We start from the raw sequence: 15441 nt of genomic DNA on the forward strand, positions 1-15441 counted from the left end.
ACTGGTGGCGCACGGAATAATGTGATTGTTTTGGCCCCAAACGCCGATGATCGGAAACTTCGCCGGAATGAGCCTGCTGACATGTCCTTAAAGATCGCTTTTGTGGCCAGCCGGGCCAGCGTGGCACAGACGGCGCGGGCCGCTTTGATCGGGCGGTATGGCGATGTGCCACTGCGTCAGGCCGAGGTGATCGTGGCGCTTGGGGGCGACGGGTTCATGCTGCACACGCTGCACAGCACCCAAGACATGGACGCGCCGGTCTATGGGATGAACCGGGGCACCATCGGCTTTTTGATGAACGCCTACCGCGAGGGCGACCTGCAAGCACGGTTGGCGGCGGCGGAAGAGGCGGTGATTAACCCTTTGGTCATGCGCGCCACCCATATCGACGGGACGATTTCGACCGCGCTGGCGATCAACGAGGTGTCTTTGCTGCGCGCGGGGCCGCAGGCGGCCAAGCTGCGCATCACGATAGACGGGCGTCAGCGGATGGAGGAACTGGTTTGCGACGGGGCACTTGTGGCGACCCCTGCGGGCTCCACCGCCTATAACTACTCGGCCCATGGGCCGATCCTGCCCATCGGTTCTGACGTTTTGGCCCTGACCCCGATTGCCGCCTTCCGCCCGCGCCGCTGGCGTGGGGCCTTGTTGCCGAAACGGGCCACGGTGCGTTTCGATGTGCAAGAACCGCAAAAACGCCCCGTGATGGCCGATGCCGACGGCCAGTCGCACCGCGATGTCACGACGGTTGAAGTTTCCTCGGACCCCAGCGTCAGCCACCGGATCCTCTTCGATCCCGGTCATGGGCTGGAAGAGCGGTTGATCTCGGAACAGTTCAACTGACCGGGAAGGGCGGCGCCTTTCCGCCGCACCTCGCGCCCGCCGGAACCCTGACTTCGCGCCTGCGTTGAGCCTGCAAGAGCGGTATCCTCCCGCGTCTTAACAGCCGAAGAAAGGAGACCTGAGATGAATTGGGACCGTATCGAAGGCAATTGGAACCAGATGACCGGCGCGGTGAAATCGCAATGGGGCGATCTGACCGATGACGAAATCGCCGAAGCCCGTGGCAATCGCGAGCAGCTGGTGGGTAAGATTCAAGAACGCTATGGCATCGCCAAAGACGAGGCCGAGCGTCAAGTCGATGACTTCGCCGCGAAATACTGAGTTTCGTCGGCAGAATTAGAAAAGGCGACCCTTTGAGGGTCGCCTTTTGCGTTTCAAGAGAGGCTTAAGCCTCGTGCCACGCGCGGTCGCCCTTGTCGTCTTTGACACGGGTGGGCAGGCCGATGTCGTCGAGCAAACCAAAGAGGGGCTTGGGGTCCAACTCTTCGACATTGACCATGGTGGCGGTGTCATAGGTGCCATCGGCGATCAGAATCGCAAAGGCCACCGGGGGCACGCCCGCGGTGTAGGAAATGCCTTGGCTGCCCACTTCGTTATAGGCGTCTTTGTGATCGGCGACGTTATAGACAAAGACCTCGACCTCGTCGCCGTCCTTCACGCCTTTCACTAAGTCACCGATGCAGGTCTTGCCGGTGTAGTTGGGCGCAAGGCTCGACGGGTCGGGCAGCACGGCTTTCACCACTTTCAGCGGCACCACTTCCAGCCCCTCGGCGGTGGTCACCGGCTGTTCGGACAGCAGCCCGAGGTTCTGCAGCACGGTAAAGACGTTGATGTAGTGATCGCCAAAGCCCATCCAGAAGCGCACGTCGGCCTGCGGGTAGTTCGCCGACAGCGAATGCACCTCGTCATGGCCCGACAGATAGGCCTTCTGCTTGCCGACCACGGGCAGATCCCATTCGCGGCCCACTTCGAACATCTTGTTCTCTTGCCACGCGCCTTCCTGCCAGCTGTAGACCGTGCCGGTGAATTCGCGGAAGTTGATCTCAGGGTCAAAGTTGGTCGAGAAATACTTGCCGTGGTTGCCCGCGTTGATGTCGACGATGTCGATGGATTTGACCTCATCCATGAACGCGTCCACCGCGAAACGCGCGAAGGCGTTGACCATGCCCGGATCGAAGCCAGCGCCCAAGATCGCGGTCACCCCCGCTTCGGCGCAGGCCTCGCGGCGCTTCCACTCGTAGTTGCCGTACCACGGCGGGGTCTCGCAAATTTTGGTCGGGTCTTCGTGGATCGCCGTGTCGATATAGGCAGCACCGGTGTCGATGCAGGCTTGAAGCACGGTCATGTTCACGAAAGGCGAGCCCACGTTGATGACGATTTGGCAGCCGGTCTCCTTGATCAGGGCGGCCACGGCATCGGTGTCCATCCCGTCAACGGCATGCGCCTTGAAGACGCCATCCTGCTTCATCGCGCTTTTCTCATGCACGCTGGCGATGATCGCCTCGCATTTGGAGAGGGTGCGGCTGGCGATATGCAAGTCACCCAAACGGTCATTATTCTGCGCGCATTTATGCGCCACGACCTGTGCGACGCCGCCCGCGCCGATGATAAGAACATTGCGTTTCATAGTGTTGACCTCTTTCCTTGTCACGACAGGGCGGCGGCGAAATCGTCATAGTCGAAATCGCGCACCATTCGGGTGGTTCCGTCCAACTCGCGCACCGCGATGTCGGGCATCTTGACGCCGTTGAACCAGTTTTTCTTGACCATCGTGTAACCGGCGGCGTCCTGGAACGAGAGCCGGTCGCCCGCCTTCAGCGGCGCATCGAAGCGGAACTCGCCAAAGATATCGCCCGCAAGGCAGGACTTGCCGCAGATCATCCATTCGTGGTCACCGCTGTCGGGGCTCACCTTCGCGGGCTCGCGGTAGATCAGCAGATCGAGCATATGCGCCTCGATGGAACTGTCGACGATGGCAAGGTTCTTACCGTTGAACATCGTGTCGAGCACGGTGACCTCCAGCGTCGCCGCCCCGGTGATCGCGGCCTCCCCGGGCTCAAGGTAGACCTGCACGCCGAACCGGTCGGCAAAGGCTTTGAGGCGCAGGGCCAGATCGTCGAGCGGATAGCCCTCGCCGGTGAAGTGGATGCCGCCGCCAAGGCTGATCCACTCCATCTTATGCAGCACCGCGCCGAAGCGCCCCTCGATCAGGGTGAGCATCTCGTCGAAACGGGCGAAGTCGTCATTCTCGCAATTGTTGTGGAACATCAGCCCGCTGATTCGTTCGGCGACCGCGTCGATCGCTGCTGGATCATGCTCGCCCAGACGGCTGAAGGGGCGGGCGGGGTCGGCGAGATCAAAGTCCGAGGTGGAGACGCCGGGGTTCACCCGCAGCCCGCGGATATGGCCCTGCGATTGCGCATCGAACTTGTCGAGCTGGCCGATGGAGTTGAAGATGATCTTGTCGGCATGGCCCAACACCTCGTCGATCTCATGCTCGGCATAGGCCACCGAATAGGCATGGGTCTCACCGGGGAATTTCTCGGCCCCGAGCCGCACTTCGTAGAGCGACGACGAGGTCGAGCCGTCCATATACTCCGACATGAAATCGAAAACCGACCATGTGGCGAAACACTTTAGCGCCAGCAGGCAACGCGCGCCCGACAGCGCGCGCAGGCGGGCGATCTTTTCCATATTGTCGCGGAGATTGGCCTTGTCGATCAGGTAATAGGGTGTCTGCACGTCGAAAACCTTTCTGCGCGGCCGGAGGGCAAGCTCCGGGAGGGAAAAGACCCACTGAATGTGCTGTCGTGGTTGGCCCCGCCGGGGGGCATTTCCGGGGGCGCTTCGCATATTTTGCGCAAGCAACGCAATTGTAAAAAACGCGCGGGCTGGGCTGCGCGCGCGTTTCTGTGGGGCTGAGTGTAGCGCCGGACGGGCAAAGGTCCACCGCCATGTGATTTTTGGTTAGCTCTGCGGGTAGCCGATGCCCTTCAACGCCTCGCGGATTTCGTCCAAAATCGCCGGATCATCGATGGTGGCGGGGGTCTTGAAGTCCTCTCCATCCGCGATCTTCACCATCGTTGCGCGCAGGATCTTGCCCGAGCGGGTCTTGGGCAGCCGGTCCACCACCACGGCCTGTTTGAACGCCGCAACCGGACCGATCTGCTCCCGCATCCGGGTGACACATTCAGCGACGATTTCCTCATGCGGGCGGTCTACGCCTTTCGTGAGGCACAAAAAGCCGATGGGCATCTGCCCTTTGAGCTCATCGCTCACCCCCACAACGGCGCATTCCGCCACGTCGGGGTGACCGGCCAAGACCTCTTCCATCGCGCCGGTCGAGAGGCGGTGGCCCGCGACGTTGATCACGTCATCGGTACGCGCCATGATCCAGACATAGCCGTCCTCGTCGATCCGGCCCGCATCGCCGGTCTCATAATAGCCGGGGAAGGTGCTGAGGTAGGATTTGCGAAAACGGTCTTCGGCGTTCCAGAGCCCCGGCAGGGTGCCGGGGGGCAGGGGCAGCTTGATGGCGATGGCGCCCAACTCTCCGGCGGGCAGGGGGTCACCGTGCTCATCCAAAATCTGCACGTCATAGCCCGGCATCGGCACGGTTGGGGAGCCGACCTTGACCGGCAGCGCCTCAAGCCCCGCCGGATTGCCGACGATGGTATAGCCTGTCTCGGTCTGCCACCAGTGATCGTAGACGGGCTTGCCCAGTTTCTCCTGCGCCCATTCGACGGTATCGGGATCCGCCCGCTCCCCCGCGAGATAGAGCGCACGCAGGCTCGACAGGTCGTATTTCTTGATCTCTTCGCCCTCGGGGTCTTCGCGTTTCACGGCGCGGATGGCGGTGGGGGCGGTAGAGAAGCTCGCCACGCCATGTTCCTCAATCACCCGCCAGAAGGTGCCCGCATCGGGCGTGCCGACGGGCTTGCCTTCGAATACGACGGTGGTGTTCCCGGCGATCAGCGGGGCGTAGCAGATATAGCTGTGCCCCACGACCCATCCTACGTCCGAGGCGGCCCAAAAGACCTCTCCCGGTTCGACGTTATAGACATTTTTCATGGTCCAGTTCAGCGCCACCAGATGCCCCGCCGTGGGCCGCACCACGCCCTTGGGCGCGCCGGTCGTGCCGGATGTGTAGAGGATATAGGCCGGGTGGTTCCCCTCCACGGGCACGCAGGGCGCCGGGCGCACGCCGTCTTGGGCGGCGTACCAGTCGATGTCCCGCTCGGGGTTCAACTCGCAGGGTTTCTGGCCGCGTTGCAGGATGATGCAGGTGTCGGGCTTGTGGCTGGCCTGTTCGATGGCTCCGTCAAGCAGCGGTTTGTAATCAACCACCCGCGAGGGCTCCACTCCGCAGGAGGCGGCGATGATCGCCTTGGGTTTGCAATCGTCGATCCGCACCGCCAATTCGCTAGAGGCAAAACCGCCAAAGACCACCGAATGGATCGCGCCGATGCGCGCGCAGGCCAGCATCGCCTCCACCGCTTCGGGGACCATGGGCATATAGATCACCACGCGGTCGCCCTTCTCGACGCCCTGCGCCACCAACGCCCCGGCGAGCGAGGCGACATGGGCCTGCAACTCCCCATAGGTCAGGGTGGATTTGCTGCCGGTGATCGGGCTGTCATGGATGATCGCCACGCGTTTGCCATTGCCTTGGTCGACATGGCGGTCGACGGCGTTGTAGCAGGTGTTCACACTGGCATCCGCGAACCATTCATAGATATGGTCGCCCCGGTCAAACAGCGCGCGCGTCGGCGCGATGTCCCAGTCGATCGCCTCGGCTTGCTCAAGCCAATAGGCTTCCGGGTCGGCCTTCCAGCGGTCGTAGGTGTCGCGATATCCCATGGTGTTCCTCCTCCTGTTGCGCTGTGCGGCAAACCCGCGGGCCGGGTATAGGTGCACTGTCGCGCAATTATTTCCAGTCACTCTGGCCGCTTAGAAAGATTTCGGCAAGCGGAACGCTATTGTTCCTGTCAGTCGTGGCGCGTCATGCTAGATTGCGTCGAAATCGAATGTTTTTTCCGGAGCCTGCCATTATGCGTCTCGCCCTTTCTTTGCCTCTTGCATCCTGCCTTGCCATTGTTGCCGCGCTGCCTGCGGCGGCGCAGGACCGTAGCATCAACTTCGCCCTGCGCGGCGGTGTCGGGGCGGCGCCGGATTATCCGGGCGCCAGTAGCTATCGCGCGACGCCGGATCTGGCCTTTACCTTCGGTTCGCTGGAATGGGGCGGGCGCAAGATCGGCACCAACATTGGCGAAGCGCCCAAGACCGGTTTCGGCTTCACTGGCGCGTTCCGCTATCTGGGTGAGCGTGACAGTTCCGATCACGCGGAGCTTGCGGGGCTTGAGGATATCGACGCGGCGGTCGAACTGGGCTTTGGCGTGGTCTACCGCGAGCTGAACTGGCAGGTCTTCGGCAAGGTGCGCCGTGGCTTTGGCGGCCATGAAGGCGTGACCGGCGACATCGGTGCCGATGTAATCTTCCGCCCCGATGAGCGCTGGACCATCACCGCAGGCCCGCGTTTCAGCCTTGGCAACGACACCTATGCTGACACCTATTACGGCGTCGACACCGCCACCACGAACTTCGCCGCTTATGAGGCCGGTGGCGGTCTGCTCGGCGCTGGTGTCGAGGTTGAGGCGACCTATCGTTTGGATGACGCTTGGGCGCTGGAAGGGGCCGTGGCCTATCAACGCCTGCTGAATGACGCCGCCGACAGCCCGATCACGCAGGCCGGGTCAGAGGATCAATGGACCATGCGCATTGGCGTCAGCCGCGCCTTTACTTGGCGGTTCTAAACGGCTTTGCGCCGCCCTTTCGGGGCGGCGCTTTGTCTTGTCTTAGCCGTAATGCGCGACCGGCGTGCCCGCGATGGCGCCCACGTTCAGCAGCCCGCGCGCGGTGATCGAGGGCGACACGATATGCGCCCGGTTGCCCATGCCCATCAGGATCGGTCCGACCTCGAGCCCGTCGCCCTTCATTTTCAGGATGTTGCGCACGCCCGAGGCAGCATCGGCATGGGCAAAGACCAGCACATTGGCGGCCCCTTCCATCCGGTTGCAGGGCAGCAGCCGCGCGCGCAGTTCGGCATCAAGCGCGGTGTCAATGTTCATCTCACCTTCGTAGACGAAATCATGATTGCCCGCGTCGAGGATTTCCAGCGCCGCGCGCAGACGTTTGCCCGACCCTTCGCCCTGATTGCCGAACTGGCTTTGTGAGCAGAGCGCCACTTTCGGCTCGATGCCAAAGCGGCGGACGTGGCGGGCGGCCCCGATGGCGATCTCGGCGATCTGTTCGGGGGTGGGGTGCAGGTTCACTTGGGTATCCGCGATGAAAAGCGGCCCGTCTTCGAGGATCATCATCGAAAGCGCGCCATGCGGGCGGAAACCGTCGCGGCCCAGCACTTGGTTGACGTAATTGAGGTGCCAGCCAAATTCGCCAAAGGTGCCGCAGATCAGGCTGTCGGCCTCACCACGATGCACCATGACGGCGCCAATGGCGGTGGTGTTGGTGCGCATGATCGCCCGCGCGATGTCGGGGCTGACGCCGCGGCGGCACATCAGGCTGTGATAGGTCTCCCAGTAATCGCGGTAGCGGGGGTCGTTCTCGGGGTTCACCAGATCGACGTTTTGGCCCAGTTGCAGGTTCAGACCCGCCTTTTCGATGCGCCGTTCGATCACCTCGGGGCGGCCAATGAGGATGGGCCGCTCCACCGTCTCTTCGATGATCGCTTGCGCGGCGCGCAGCACGCGTTCGTCCTCACCCTCGGCAAAGACCAGACGGCGGGGGGAGGAGCGGGCGGATTCGAAGACCGGGCGCATGATCAGCGCTGATTTGAAGACCGACCCATCGAGTTTGCGTTTATAGGCATCGAGGTCTTCGATGGGCCGCGCCGCGACGCCCGTCTCCATCGCGGCCTTGGCCACGGCGGAGGAGACGACGCCGATGAGACGCGGATCAAAAGGTTTCGGGATCAGATATTCCGCGCCAAAAGTCAGCTGTTCGCCCTGATAGGCCGCTGCCGCCTCCGCGCTTGTCGTGGCGCGGGCGAGGGCTGCGATGCCGTCGATACAGGCGATCTTCATCTCGTCGTTGATCGTGGTCGCACCCACGTCCAGCGCGCCCCGGAAGATGAAGGGGAAGCAGAGCACGTTGTTGACCTGATTGGGAAAATCGCTGCGCCCTGTGGCGATGATCGCATCCGGTGCCACAGCGCGGGCCACATCGGGCAGGATTTCCGGCGTGGGGTTCGCCAACGCAAAGATGATCGGGCGTTTGGCCATCTTCGCCACCATCTCGGGCGAGAGCACACCGGGGCCGGAGAGGCCGAGGAAGAGGTCGGCCCCGTCGATCACATCATCCAGCGTGCGCAGATCGGATTTCTGCGCATATTCGGCTTTGCTGGGGTTCATATCCTCGGTCCGGCCCTCATAGACCAGCCCGTTGATGTCGCAGAGCCAGACGTTCTCGCGCTTCACGCCGAGTTTCAGCAGCATATTGAGGCAGGCGATGCCCGCAGCCCCGCCCCCGGTGGAGACGATCTTGATGTCCTCGAAACGTTTGCCCGCCACATGCAGCGCGTTCTTGGCCGCAGCGCCGACGACGATGGCGGTGCCGTGCTGGTCATCATGGAAAACGGGGATGTTCAAGCGCTCGCGGCAGATCTTCTCGACTACGAAACAGTCGGGCGCCTTGATGTCTTCGAGGTTGATCGCGCCAAAGCTCGGCTCCATTGCGCAGACGATCTCGGCCAGTTTTTCGGGGTCGGATTGATCGAGCTCGATGTCGAAGCAATCGATGTTGGCGAATTTCTTGAAGAGCACGGCCTTGCCCTCCATCACCGGTTTCGAGGCCAGCGCGCCAATATTGCCCAGCCCCAGCACTGCCGTGCCATTGCTGACCACGGCCACCAGATTGCCGCGCGAGGTATAGCGGGCGGCGGTGTCGGGGTCGTTTTTGATTTCGATGCAGGCCTCGGCCACGCCCGGTGAATAGGCCCGCGCCAGATCGCGGCCATTGGCCAGCGGTTTGGTCGCGCGGATCTCCAGTTTCCCGGGCCGGGGGTGTTCGTGGTAATCCAATGCAGCTTGGCGCAGGTTGGGGGTGTCGGACATCTTTTATGCTTCTCCCGAATAATGGTTTAGCGTTAAACTAATTTTCGCGCGCAAGCAAAGCGGCTTTTGGCGGGGGCGGTCTAGGTGCCGGATGGCTTTGCCCCAGCGTCGCCCTTGCAGGTCATTTTGCGCGGGCTTTAAGAGGCGATTGAGGGGACATGTGGTTTTGCATCGCACAGGGCGGGGCAATTTTCTATAGTCCGAGAAAAGGGAGAGCCTAATGACTGATTTGCGCGACGCGGCTGTGTTGGTGCGGGAAAACGCCCATGCGCCCTATTCGAATTTCAAGGTCGGCGCGGCGATCCGCACCGCCTCGGGCGCGGTGTTCAGTGGCTGCAATGTCGAAAACGTCGCTTACCCGCAGGGCACCTGCGCCGAGGCGGGCGCGATTGCCGCCATGGTGGCGGCGGGCGAGCGTGAGATCGCCGAGGTCTATGTCGTGGCGGGCAGCGATATGCCGGTGACGCCTTGCGGCGGTTGCCGCCAGAAACTCGCGGAATTCTCGGGCGGGGATGTATCCGTGACCATGGCGACCGTGGCGGGCAAGGAACAGCAGACCACCATGGGCGACTTGCTGCCGGGGGCCTTTGGCGCCGCCCATATGCAGGGTTAACCGCATGAGCGCGCGGGACATTCTGGCGCGGCTGCGCCATGGTGAGGCATTGGATGCAGAGGCGCTGACCTGGATGGCCGGGGCGCTGGCCGATGGCCGTGTCAGTGACGCGCAGGCCGGGGCCTTTGCCATGGGCATTTGCCTTAATGGCTTGGACCAGCAGGGCCGCGTGGCGCTGACCCTCGCGATGCGCGATTCGGGGCAGGTGTTGGACTGGGATTTGGATGGCCCCGTGCTCGACAAACATTCGACCGGCGGGGTGGGCGATTGCGTCTCACTGATCCTCGCCCCCGCGCTGGCCGCCTGCGGGGCCTATGTGCCGATGATCTCGGGTCGGGGGCTGGGGCATACGGGCGGCACGCTCGACAAGCTTGAGGCGATCCCCGGCGTCAGCACGCAGTTGGAAGAGGCGCGGTTTCGCGACGTGGTGCGGGAGGTGGGTTGCGCCATTGTTAGCGCCAGCGGCGACATCGCCCCGGCAGATCGGCGGCTTTATGCGGTGCGGGATGTGACCTCGACCGTGGATTCGCTCGACCTGATCACCGCGTCGATCCTGTCGAAAAAGCTCGCCGCCGGGCTGGATGGGCTGGTGCTTGACGTAAAGGTGGGCTCGGGCGCCTTCATGAAGGATCTCGTGCAAGCCCGCGCCTTGGCCGAAGCGCTGAGCGGCACCGCCACGGCGGCGGGCTGCCCGACGACGGCGGTGATTAGTGACATGAACCAGCCGCTGGTGCCGAGCCTTGGCAACGCGTTGGAAGTGGCCGAGGTGATGCGGGTGCTGACCGGGGCGGCGACGGGGCCGATCCTTGATGTGGCGGCAGAATCGGGCGGCGGGCTTCTTGCCAATGGCGGTTTGGCCGCGACGGCTGAGGCGGGGGCCGAAGCCCTGCGCGCGGCGGTCCGCGATGGCCGCGCGTTGGAGCGTTTCACCCGGATGCTCAGCGCCATGGGCGCACCCGCTGATTTCGCCGAAAACTGGGAGCGTATTCTACCCAAAGCCCCCGTGATCCGCGCAGTCCCCGCACCGCGCGGTGGCTACGTTAGCGCGATCGACGGCGCGGCACTCGGCATGGCGGTGGTCAATCTCGGCGGAGGCCGGGTGGTTGAGGCGGACCAGATCGACCCGGCAGTGGGCCTGTCGGAAGTGCTGCGCTTGGGCGATGAGGTCCGTGCGGGCCAGCCCTTGGCACTGATCCATGCGGCGGAGGACGTGGCTGCGGATGCGGCAGAGGCGGCGGTTCTGGCGGCGATCACGCTTGGTGACAGGGCGGTTGAAACGCCGGATTTGATCTTGGAAAGGATCGGCTGATGGGACGTGCATTCTTGGTCGTGATCGACTCCGTGGGCATCGGCGGCGCGCCGGACGCGGGGGATTTCTTTAACGGCGATCTGCCGGACACCGGGGCCAATACGCTTGGCCATATCGCGCAGGCCTGTGCCGCGGGGAAGGCCGAAGAGGGGCGGAGCGGGCCGCTTGCGCTGCCCAATCTCGACCGGTTGGGTCTGGGTGCCGCGCTGAAGCTCGCCAGCGGGATGGAGGCACCGGGGCTGGGTGCTGCGCCCGAAGGCCGCTGGGGTGCTGCGACGGAGGTTTCGCAGGGCAAAGACACCCCCTCGGGCCATTGGGAATTGGCCGGGCTGCCGGTGCCTTGGGCATGGCATTACTTCCCGGATGAGACGCCTGCCTTTCCCGCCGCCCTGACCGCAGAAGTCGCACAGTTGGCGGGCACCGATGGCATTTTGGGCAATTGCCACGCCTCTGGCACGGCGATCATCGAACGGCTGGGGGCGGAGCATTGCGAAAGCGGCTGGCCGATCTGCTATACCTCTGCCGACAGCGTGTTCCAGATCGCCGCGCATGAAGAGACCTTTGGCCTCGACCGCCTTTTGAAGCTTTGCCAAGACATCGCACCGCGGCTGCATGAGATGAAGGTGGGCCGTGTCATCGCGCGGCCCTTCACCGGGGAAGTGGGCGCCTTTGAGCGCACCGCGAACCGGCGCGACTATGCCATCACGCCGCCCAAACCCGTGCTGACCAACTGGGTGCAGAACGCCGGAGGGCGGGTCTATGCGGTGGGCAAGATCGGCGATATTTTCACCATGCAGGGCATCGACGAGCTGCGCAAAGGGCCGGATGCCAAGCTGATGGATCATCTGCATGATCTGGTGGGTGAAGCCGAAGAGGGCAGCCTGACCTTCGCCAATTTCGTGGAGTTCGACAGCCTTTACGGGCACCGCCGCGATGTCTCGGGCTATGCCCGCGCGTTGGAGTGGTTCGACGCCGAGATCGGCAAGGTGATCGCGGCGCTGCGCGAGGGCGACATGCTGGTGGTCACGGCGGACCATGGCAATGATCCGACATGGGCGGGCAGCGATCACACCCGGGAAAGGGTGCCGGTGCTGGTCGCCGGGACCGGGGCAGGGGCATTGGGGCATATCGGCTTTACCGATGTCGCAGCCCTCGTCGCCGGGCATCTGGGGGTAGAGGTGCCGCAGTAGCCGCGCAGCCTTTGCTTGCGAGCGGGGCGCTTGTGCGGCTAGAAGCAGGGCAAATAAAGGAGCCTGCCGCATGACCGATACCCCCAATCACCTGACGATCGTCGACCATCCGCTGGTGCAGCACAAGCTGACCATCATGCGCGACAAAGCCACTTCGACCGCCGTCTTCCGGCAGTTGCTGCGCGAGATCAGCCAGCTTTTGGCCTATGAGGTGACGCGCGGCCTGCCGATGACGACCAAACGGGTCGAGACCCCGATGCAAGAGATGGACGCGCCGACGCTCGACGGCAAGAAACTGGCGCTGATTTCGATCCTGCGGGCGGGCAACGGGCTGATGGATGGGGTGCTCGAATTGATCCCCTCGGCGCGGGTCGGCTTTGTCGGTCTCTACCGTGACGAAGAGACCCTCCAGCCGGTGCAGTATTACTTCAAAGTGCCCGAGGCGATGGAAGACCGTCTGGTCATCGCCGTGGACCCGATGCTGGCCACCGGCAATTCTTCGGTCGCGGCGATCAACCTGCTGAAAGAGGCAGGCGCCACCAATATCATCTTCCTCTGCCTGCTGGCCTCGCCCGAGGGGGTCGCCACCATGAAAGCGGCGCATCCGGACGTGCGCATCGTCACGGCCTCGCTGGACGAGTCCCTCAACGAAAAGGGCTATATCATCCCCGGTTTGGGCGACGCAGGTGACCGGATGTTCGGCACCAAGTGATCGGGTAAGTTTCGCTAATCGGCGCGCGGTGCTTTACTCAGGCCGCGCGCTGATGCATCGTTCTACCAGATAGTGTGGGGGCATTAGATGACACTTACCAGAAGTATTGCCATGGCGATGATCGTCGCAGCCTTGGGCGTCGGCGGATCGCAGACCCAAGCGCAGGACAGCCGCAGCCAACCGGCAGAGTTTCCGCCGTCCTCTTACAAGGGTAAGCAATATGTCGACAGCGCGGGATGTGTGTTCATCCGCGCGGGCATTGACGGGAATGTGTCTTGGGTGCCCCGCATGAGCCGCGCGCGCGAGCAAATCTGCGGGTTCCAGCCCACGAATGGCGTGAAAGTGGCAGAGGCCAAGGTTGAGGCGGCGCAGACCAAAGTCGACCCCGCCCCGGCCAAGAGGCCCCCAGCCCGTGTCGCCGAAGCGCCCGCGCCCAAGGCGAAGCCGAAAGCCCCCGTGGCCCGGCCCGCGCCGCAAAAAGTGGTGCGCCGTGTCGCGCCAGCCCCGGCGCGGAGCACTGCCCCCAAAGTCGTGCGCGAGACCGCGCCGCGCCCCGTGCCCGTGGTGCCCAGCAAACCCGTCGCGCTGGCCGCCCCGGCACCGGCTGGCTTCGTCACCGCTTGCCCCGGCGCTTCGCCCCTGTCGCAGCGCTATATGCGGCGCGGGGATGGGTATAGCGTGCGCTGTGGTCCGCAGGCGGAGCCGATTGTGACGGGGCGTCTTGCCCCTTCGAGCCCGCAGCGCGGCACCGCACCGCAGCCCTACCGCAGCGCGGGTGTGATGCCCGGCGTTGCCGCTGCACCCGCGCGGATCGTGGCCCCTGCCGCCGTCGCCGCCCCGGTGGTCAGCGCCAAACCCGCCCGCGCCGTGGGCACGCAGACGCGGATCGTGCCGAAACACGTGGCGATCAATCGGGTGAACACGACTAATGTGAAAGTCCCCAAAGGATACCGGAAGGTTTGGGAGGACGACCGTCTGAACCCGCACCGGGCCGAGCAGACCTTGGAAGGCCGCGCCGACATGCTGTTGGTCTGGACCCAGACCGTGCCGCGCCGTTTGGTGAACAAGGCCACCGGCGAAGACGTGACCGCCAAGGTGCCGCTGATCTATCCTTATCTCGATATCGAAACGCAACGCCGCAAGCTGGGGCGGGTCAAGATCGTCGAGCGGGATGGCCAAGTGGTGAAACGGGTGCTGCGCTACCGCAACGCCGCGCCGATCCATCGGGATGCCCGCCCGATCAAGAAGGCCCCCGTCTATTCCAGCCGCTCGGCCCCGACAGCCCAGCCCAGCACCAAAGCGGGCTATGTGCAGGTCGGTGTCTTTGGCAGCCCCGCCAATGCGCAGCGCGCGGCGCGGCAGATCGCGGCCTTGGGCCTGCCCGCCCGCATCGGCAAACAGACACGGGGCGGCAAGACCTATCACAGCGTTCAGGCAGGCCCCATCGCGGGCGGCTCCGCGCAAGCGGCCCTTGGCCAGTTGCGCCGGGCGGGGTATCGGGACGCCTATCTGCGGCGCTAAGCGTTAGGCAGTGACGACAGAAAAGGCCAGCCACGGTGATCCCGGGCTGGCCTTTTTCTTGGGCCAATCCGTCAGCCGCCGCAGATGCTTTGCAATCTCAGCCAATCGGCATCCGACATCAGCGGCGCGGTCAGCTTGCCGTTCATCGGGTCACCTTCGATCAGGGGCAGGGTGCTTTCGCCGGTGATGTCACGCGCAAAGGCATAGGGCTTGCTGCGCAGCTCGGCTTGGGCAAATCGCGCCAGTTGAGCCTCGACCTGCGGTGTCGCGGCGGGGCGCATCAGCAGTTGCTCGGCATAGGCATCCAGCGCCGCGGAAGAGATATCGCCGGTGGTCAGCAGGCGGAAATTCTCGCGCAGGCCCACGGCCTCCAGAAGGGCGCGCAGCGGGTCATGTTCCCGGCGCGCCACATCCTCGGTCAGCACATAGCCCGCGGCGACATCGGGCTCTTCGTAATCCTCCAGCACCGCGCGGTCGAGCACGATGAGACGGCCCGGCAGATGCAGGCTGGCGCGGGTCATATCGGGCAGGATCGCCACGCGCCCGACCTCCAACCGTTTGGTGAGCCGCGCCAGCGCGGCGCTGCCGCCGGGGCTTTCGCAGGCGGGGCCAGAGACGCGTTCAAGCCGCTTGAGCAGCGCCGTGCCCAAAGAGACACGCTTGACCTCTGGCACCACTTTGATCGCATGATCGCGCAGCGCGCCGGGCATCCAAAAGACCGCCAGCGCCGCCACCACCGCGACGGAGGCCAGCATCCCGACCGACCGCAAACGCCCCGGCTTGGGACGGCTGCGGTTGATCGCGCGGCGCAGCTTTTCGATGGCCTCGATCATCTCGGTTTCATTGTCGGGCAGTTCCAAAGTTTCGCCCGGATCGCCGTCGGGATGATAGAGCGCGGGGGTCTGGCCGGGATTGGCCCTGTCGACGGCGGCCAGCGACCAATGGGTCAGCGCCTGATCCTTGAGATCGCTGATCACCAGCGTGGCGTCACCGATAGAGACGATCACCTCGCGCCGCTGCGCATCGGGCGTGGCGCGCCAAAGGCCCGTCGCTTCGAGCCGGGCGTATTTTGTCAAGGCGGTCATGGGGTTCTGCTGCGGGCCTGTCAGTTTTCGCCACTCTAC

General features: G+C 64.0%; 13 protein-coding genes. 8 read left to right on the top strand and 5 right to left on the bottom strand.

Going from position 1 to position 15441, the window contains the following annotated elements:
- Positions 1-81 precede the first annotated feature (81 nt).
- Both HKX24_RS04620 and HKX24_RS04625 read left to right on the top strand, forming a co-directional pair.
- Positions 82-843: an NAD kinase gene (locus HKX24_RS04620; RefSeq protein ID WP_067267283.1), complete on the top strand. Its 762-nt coding sequence runs from the start codon at positions 82-84 to the stop codon at positions 841-843.
- A 123-nt stretch (positions 844-966) separates the two neighbouring features.
- Entirely contained in the window at positions 967-1164 is a 198-nt protein-coding gene (locus tag HKX24_RS04625; protein WP_067267282.1) for a CsbD family protein, read from the top strand.
- A 64-nt stretch (positions 1165-1228) separates the two neighbouring features.
- On the opposite strand, the gene HKX24_RS04630 is transcribed toward HKX24_RS04625, so the two are convergent.
- The 3 genes from HKX24_RS04630 to HKX24_RS04640 all read right to left on the bottom strand — a co-directional run bounded on the left by HKX24_RS04630 (position 1229) and on the right by HKX24_RS04640 (position 5703).
- A complete protein-coding gene (locus HKX24_RS04630) occupies positions 1229-2470 on the bottom strand; it encodes a saccharopine dehydrogenase family protein (protein WP_271693097.1) in 1242 nt (413 codons plus the stop codon).
- 20 nt (positions 2471-2490) lie between these two features.
- Positions 2491-3585 carry a carboxynorspermidine decarboxylase gene (locus HKX24_RS04635; protein ID WP_271693098.1) on the bottom strand — a complete coding sequence of 365 codons (1095 nt, stop codon included), beginning with the start codon at positions 3583-3585 and terminating at the stop codon, positions 2491-2493.
- Between the two features lie 225 nt (positions 3586-3810).
- Positions 3811-5703, bottom strand: coding sequence for a propionyl-CoA synthetase (locus tag HKX24_RS04640; RefSeq protein ID WP_271693100.1), 1893 nt, complete (start codon positions 5701-5703; stop codon positions 3811-3813).
- 191 nt (positions 5704-5894) lie between these two features.
- On the opposite strand from HKX24_RS04640, the gene HKX24_RS04645 reads away from it, so the two are divergent.
- Positions 5895-6656 (top strand): MipA/OmpV family protein, encoded by a 762-nt coding sequence (locus HKX24_RS04645; protein ID WP_276153837.1) that lies wholly within the window; start codon positions 5895-5897, stop codon positions 6654-6656.
- Positions 6657-6698: 42 nt separating this feature from the next.
- On the opposite strand, the gene HKX24_RS04650 is transcribed toward HKX24_RS04645, so the two are convergent.
- A complete protein-coding gene (locus HKX24_RS04650) occupies positions 6699-8972 on the bottom strand; it encodes an NADP-dependent malic enzyme (protein WP_276153838.1) in 2274 nt (757 codons plus the stop codon).
- 220 nt (positions 8973-9192) lie between these two features.
- Here HKX24_RS04650 and HKX24_RS04655 point away from each other — a divergent pair, with 220 nt between their 5' ends.
- The 5 genes from HKX24_RS04655 (at position 9193) to HKX24_RS04675 (ending at position 14317) form a co-directional block, all read left to right on the top strand.
- Positions 9193-9585: a cytidine deaminase gene (locus HKX24_RS04655; RefSeq protein ID WP_067267269.1), complete on the top strand. Its 393-nt coding sequence runs from the start codon at positions 9193-9195 to the stop codon at positions 9583-9585.
- A 4-nt stretch (positions 9586-9589) separates the two neighbouring features.
- Complete coding sequence (locus tag HKX24_RS04660; protein WP_271693104.1) at positions 9590-10894, top strand: thymidine phosphorylase; 1305 nt, start codon at positions 9590-9592, stop codon at positions 10892-10894.
- Positions 10894-12084 carry a phosphopentomutase gene (locus HKX24_RS04665; RefSeq protein ID WP_271693105.1) on the top strand — a complete coding sequence of 397 codons (1191 nt, stop codon included), beginning with the start codon at positions 10894-10896 and terminating at the stop codon, positions 12082-12084. The genes HKX24_RS04660 and HKX24_RS04665 overlap by 1 nt, the downstream gene beginning before the upstream one ends.
- Before the next feature lie 70 nt (positions 12085-12154).
- On the top strand, positions 12155-12796 hold the full coding sequence (upp, locus tag HKX24_RS04670) for a uracil phosphoribosyltransferase (RefSeq protein WP_067263778.1): 642 nt from the start codon (positions 12155-12157) through the stop codon (positions 12794-12796).
- A gap of 87 nt (positions 12797-12883) precedes the next feature.
- A complete protein-coding gene (locus tag HKX24_RS04675) occupies positions 12884-14317 on the top strand; it encodes an SPOR domain-containing protein (protein WP_271693107.1) in 1434 nt (477 codons plus the stop codon).
- A 71-nt stretch (positions 14318-14388) separates the two neighbouring features.
- Here the strand turns inward: HKX24_RS04675 and HKX24_RS04680 are convergent, their stop codons facing one another.
- Positions 14389-15402, bottom strand: coding sequence for a hypothetical protein (locus HKX24_RS04680; protein WP_271693108.1), 1014 nt, complete (start codon positions 15400-15402; stop codon positions 14389-14391).
- Positions 15403-15441: the final 39 nt, after the last annotated feature.

It is taken from the genome of Sulfitobacter sp. M85, from assembly GCF_029285915.1.
Taxonomy (GTDB): Bacteria; Pseudomonadota; Alphaproteobacteria; order Rhodobacterales; family Rhodobacteraceae; genus Sulfitobacter; species Sulfitobacter faviae.

Coding starts and splice junctions, on each gene's coding strand:
- HKX24_RS04680 (WP_271693108.1), bottom strand. CDS start 15,402: ATGACCGCCTTGACAAAATACGCCCGGCTCGAAGCGACGGGCCTTTGG.
- HKX24_RS04625 (WP_067267282.1), top strand. CDS start 967: ATGAATTGGGACCGTATCGAAGGCAATTGGAACCAGATGACCGGCGCG.
- HKX24_RS04675 (WP_271693107.1), top strand. CDS start 12,884: ATGACACTTACCAGAAGTATTGCCATGGCGATGATCGTCGCAGCCTTG.
- HKX24_RS04620 (WP_067267283.1), top strand. CDS start 82: ATGTCCTTAAAGATCGCTTTTGTGGCCAGCCGGGCCAGCGTGGCACAG.
- HKX24_RS04630 (WP_271693097.1), bottom strand. CDS start 2,470: ATGAAACGCAATGTTCTTATCATCGGCGCGGGCGGCGTCGCACAGGTC.
- upp (WP_067263778.1), top strand. CDS start 12,155: ATGACCGATACCCCCAATCACCTGACGATCGTCGACCATCCGCTGGTG.
- HKX24_RS04655 (WP_067267269.1), top strand. CDS start 9,193: ATGACTGATTTGCGCGACGCGGCTGTGTTGGTGCGGGAAAACGCCCAT.
- HKX24_RS04650 (WP_276153838.1), bottom strand. CDS start 8,972: ATGTCCGACACCCCCAACCTGCGCCAAGCTGCATTGGATTACCACGAA.
- HKX24_RS04645 (WP_276153837.1), top strand. CDS start 5,895: ATGCGTCTCGCCCTTTCTTTGCCTCTTGCATCCTGCCTTGCCATTGTT.
- HKX24_RS04640 (WP_271693100.1), bottom strand. CDS start 5,703: ATGGGATATCGCGACACCTACGACCGCTGGAAGGCCGACCCGGAAGCC.
- HKX24_RS04665 (WP_271693105.1), top strand. CDS start 10,894: ATGGGACGTGCATTCTTGGTCGTGATCGACTCCGTGGGCATCGGCGGC.
- HKX24_RS04660 (WP_271693104.1), top strand. CDS start 9,590: ATGAGCGCGCGGGACATTCTGGCGCGGCTGCGCCATGGTGAGGCATTG.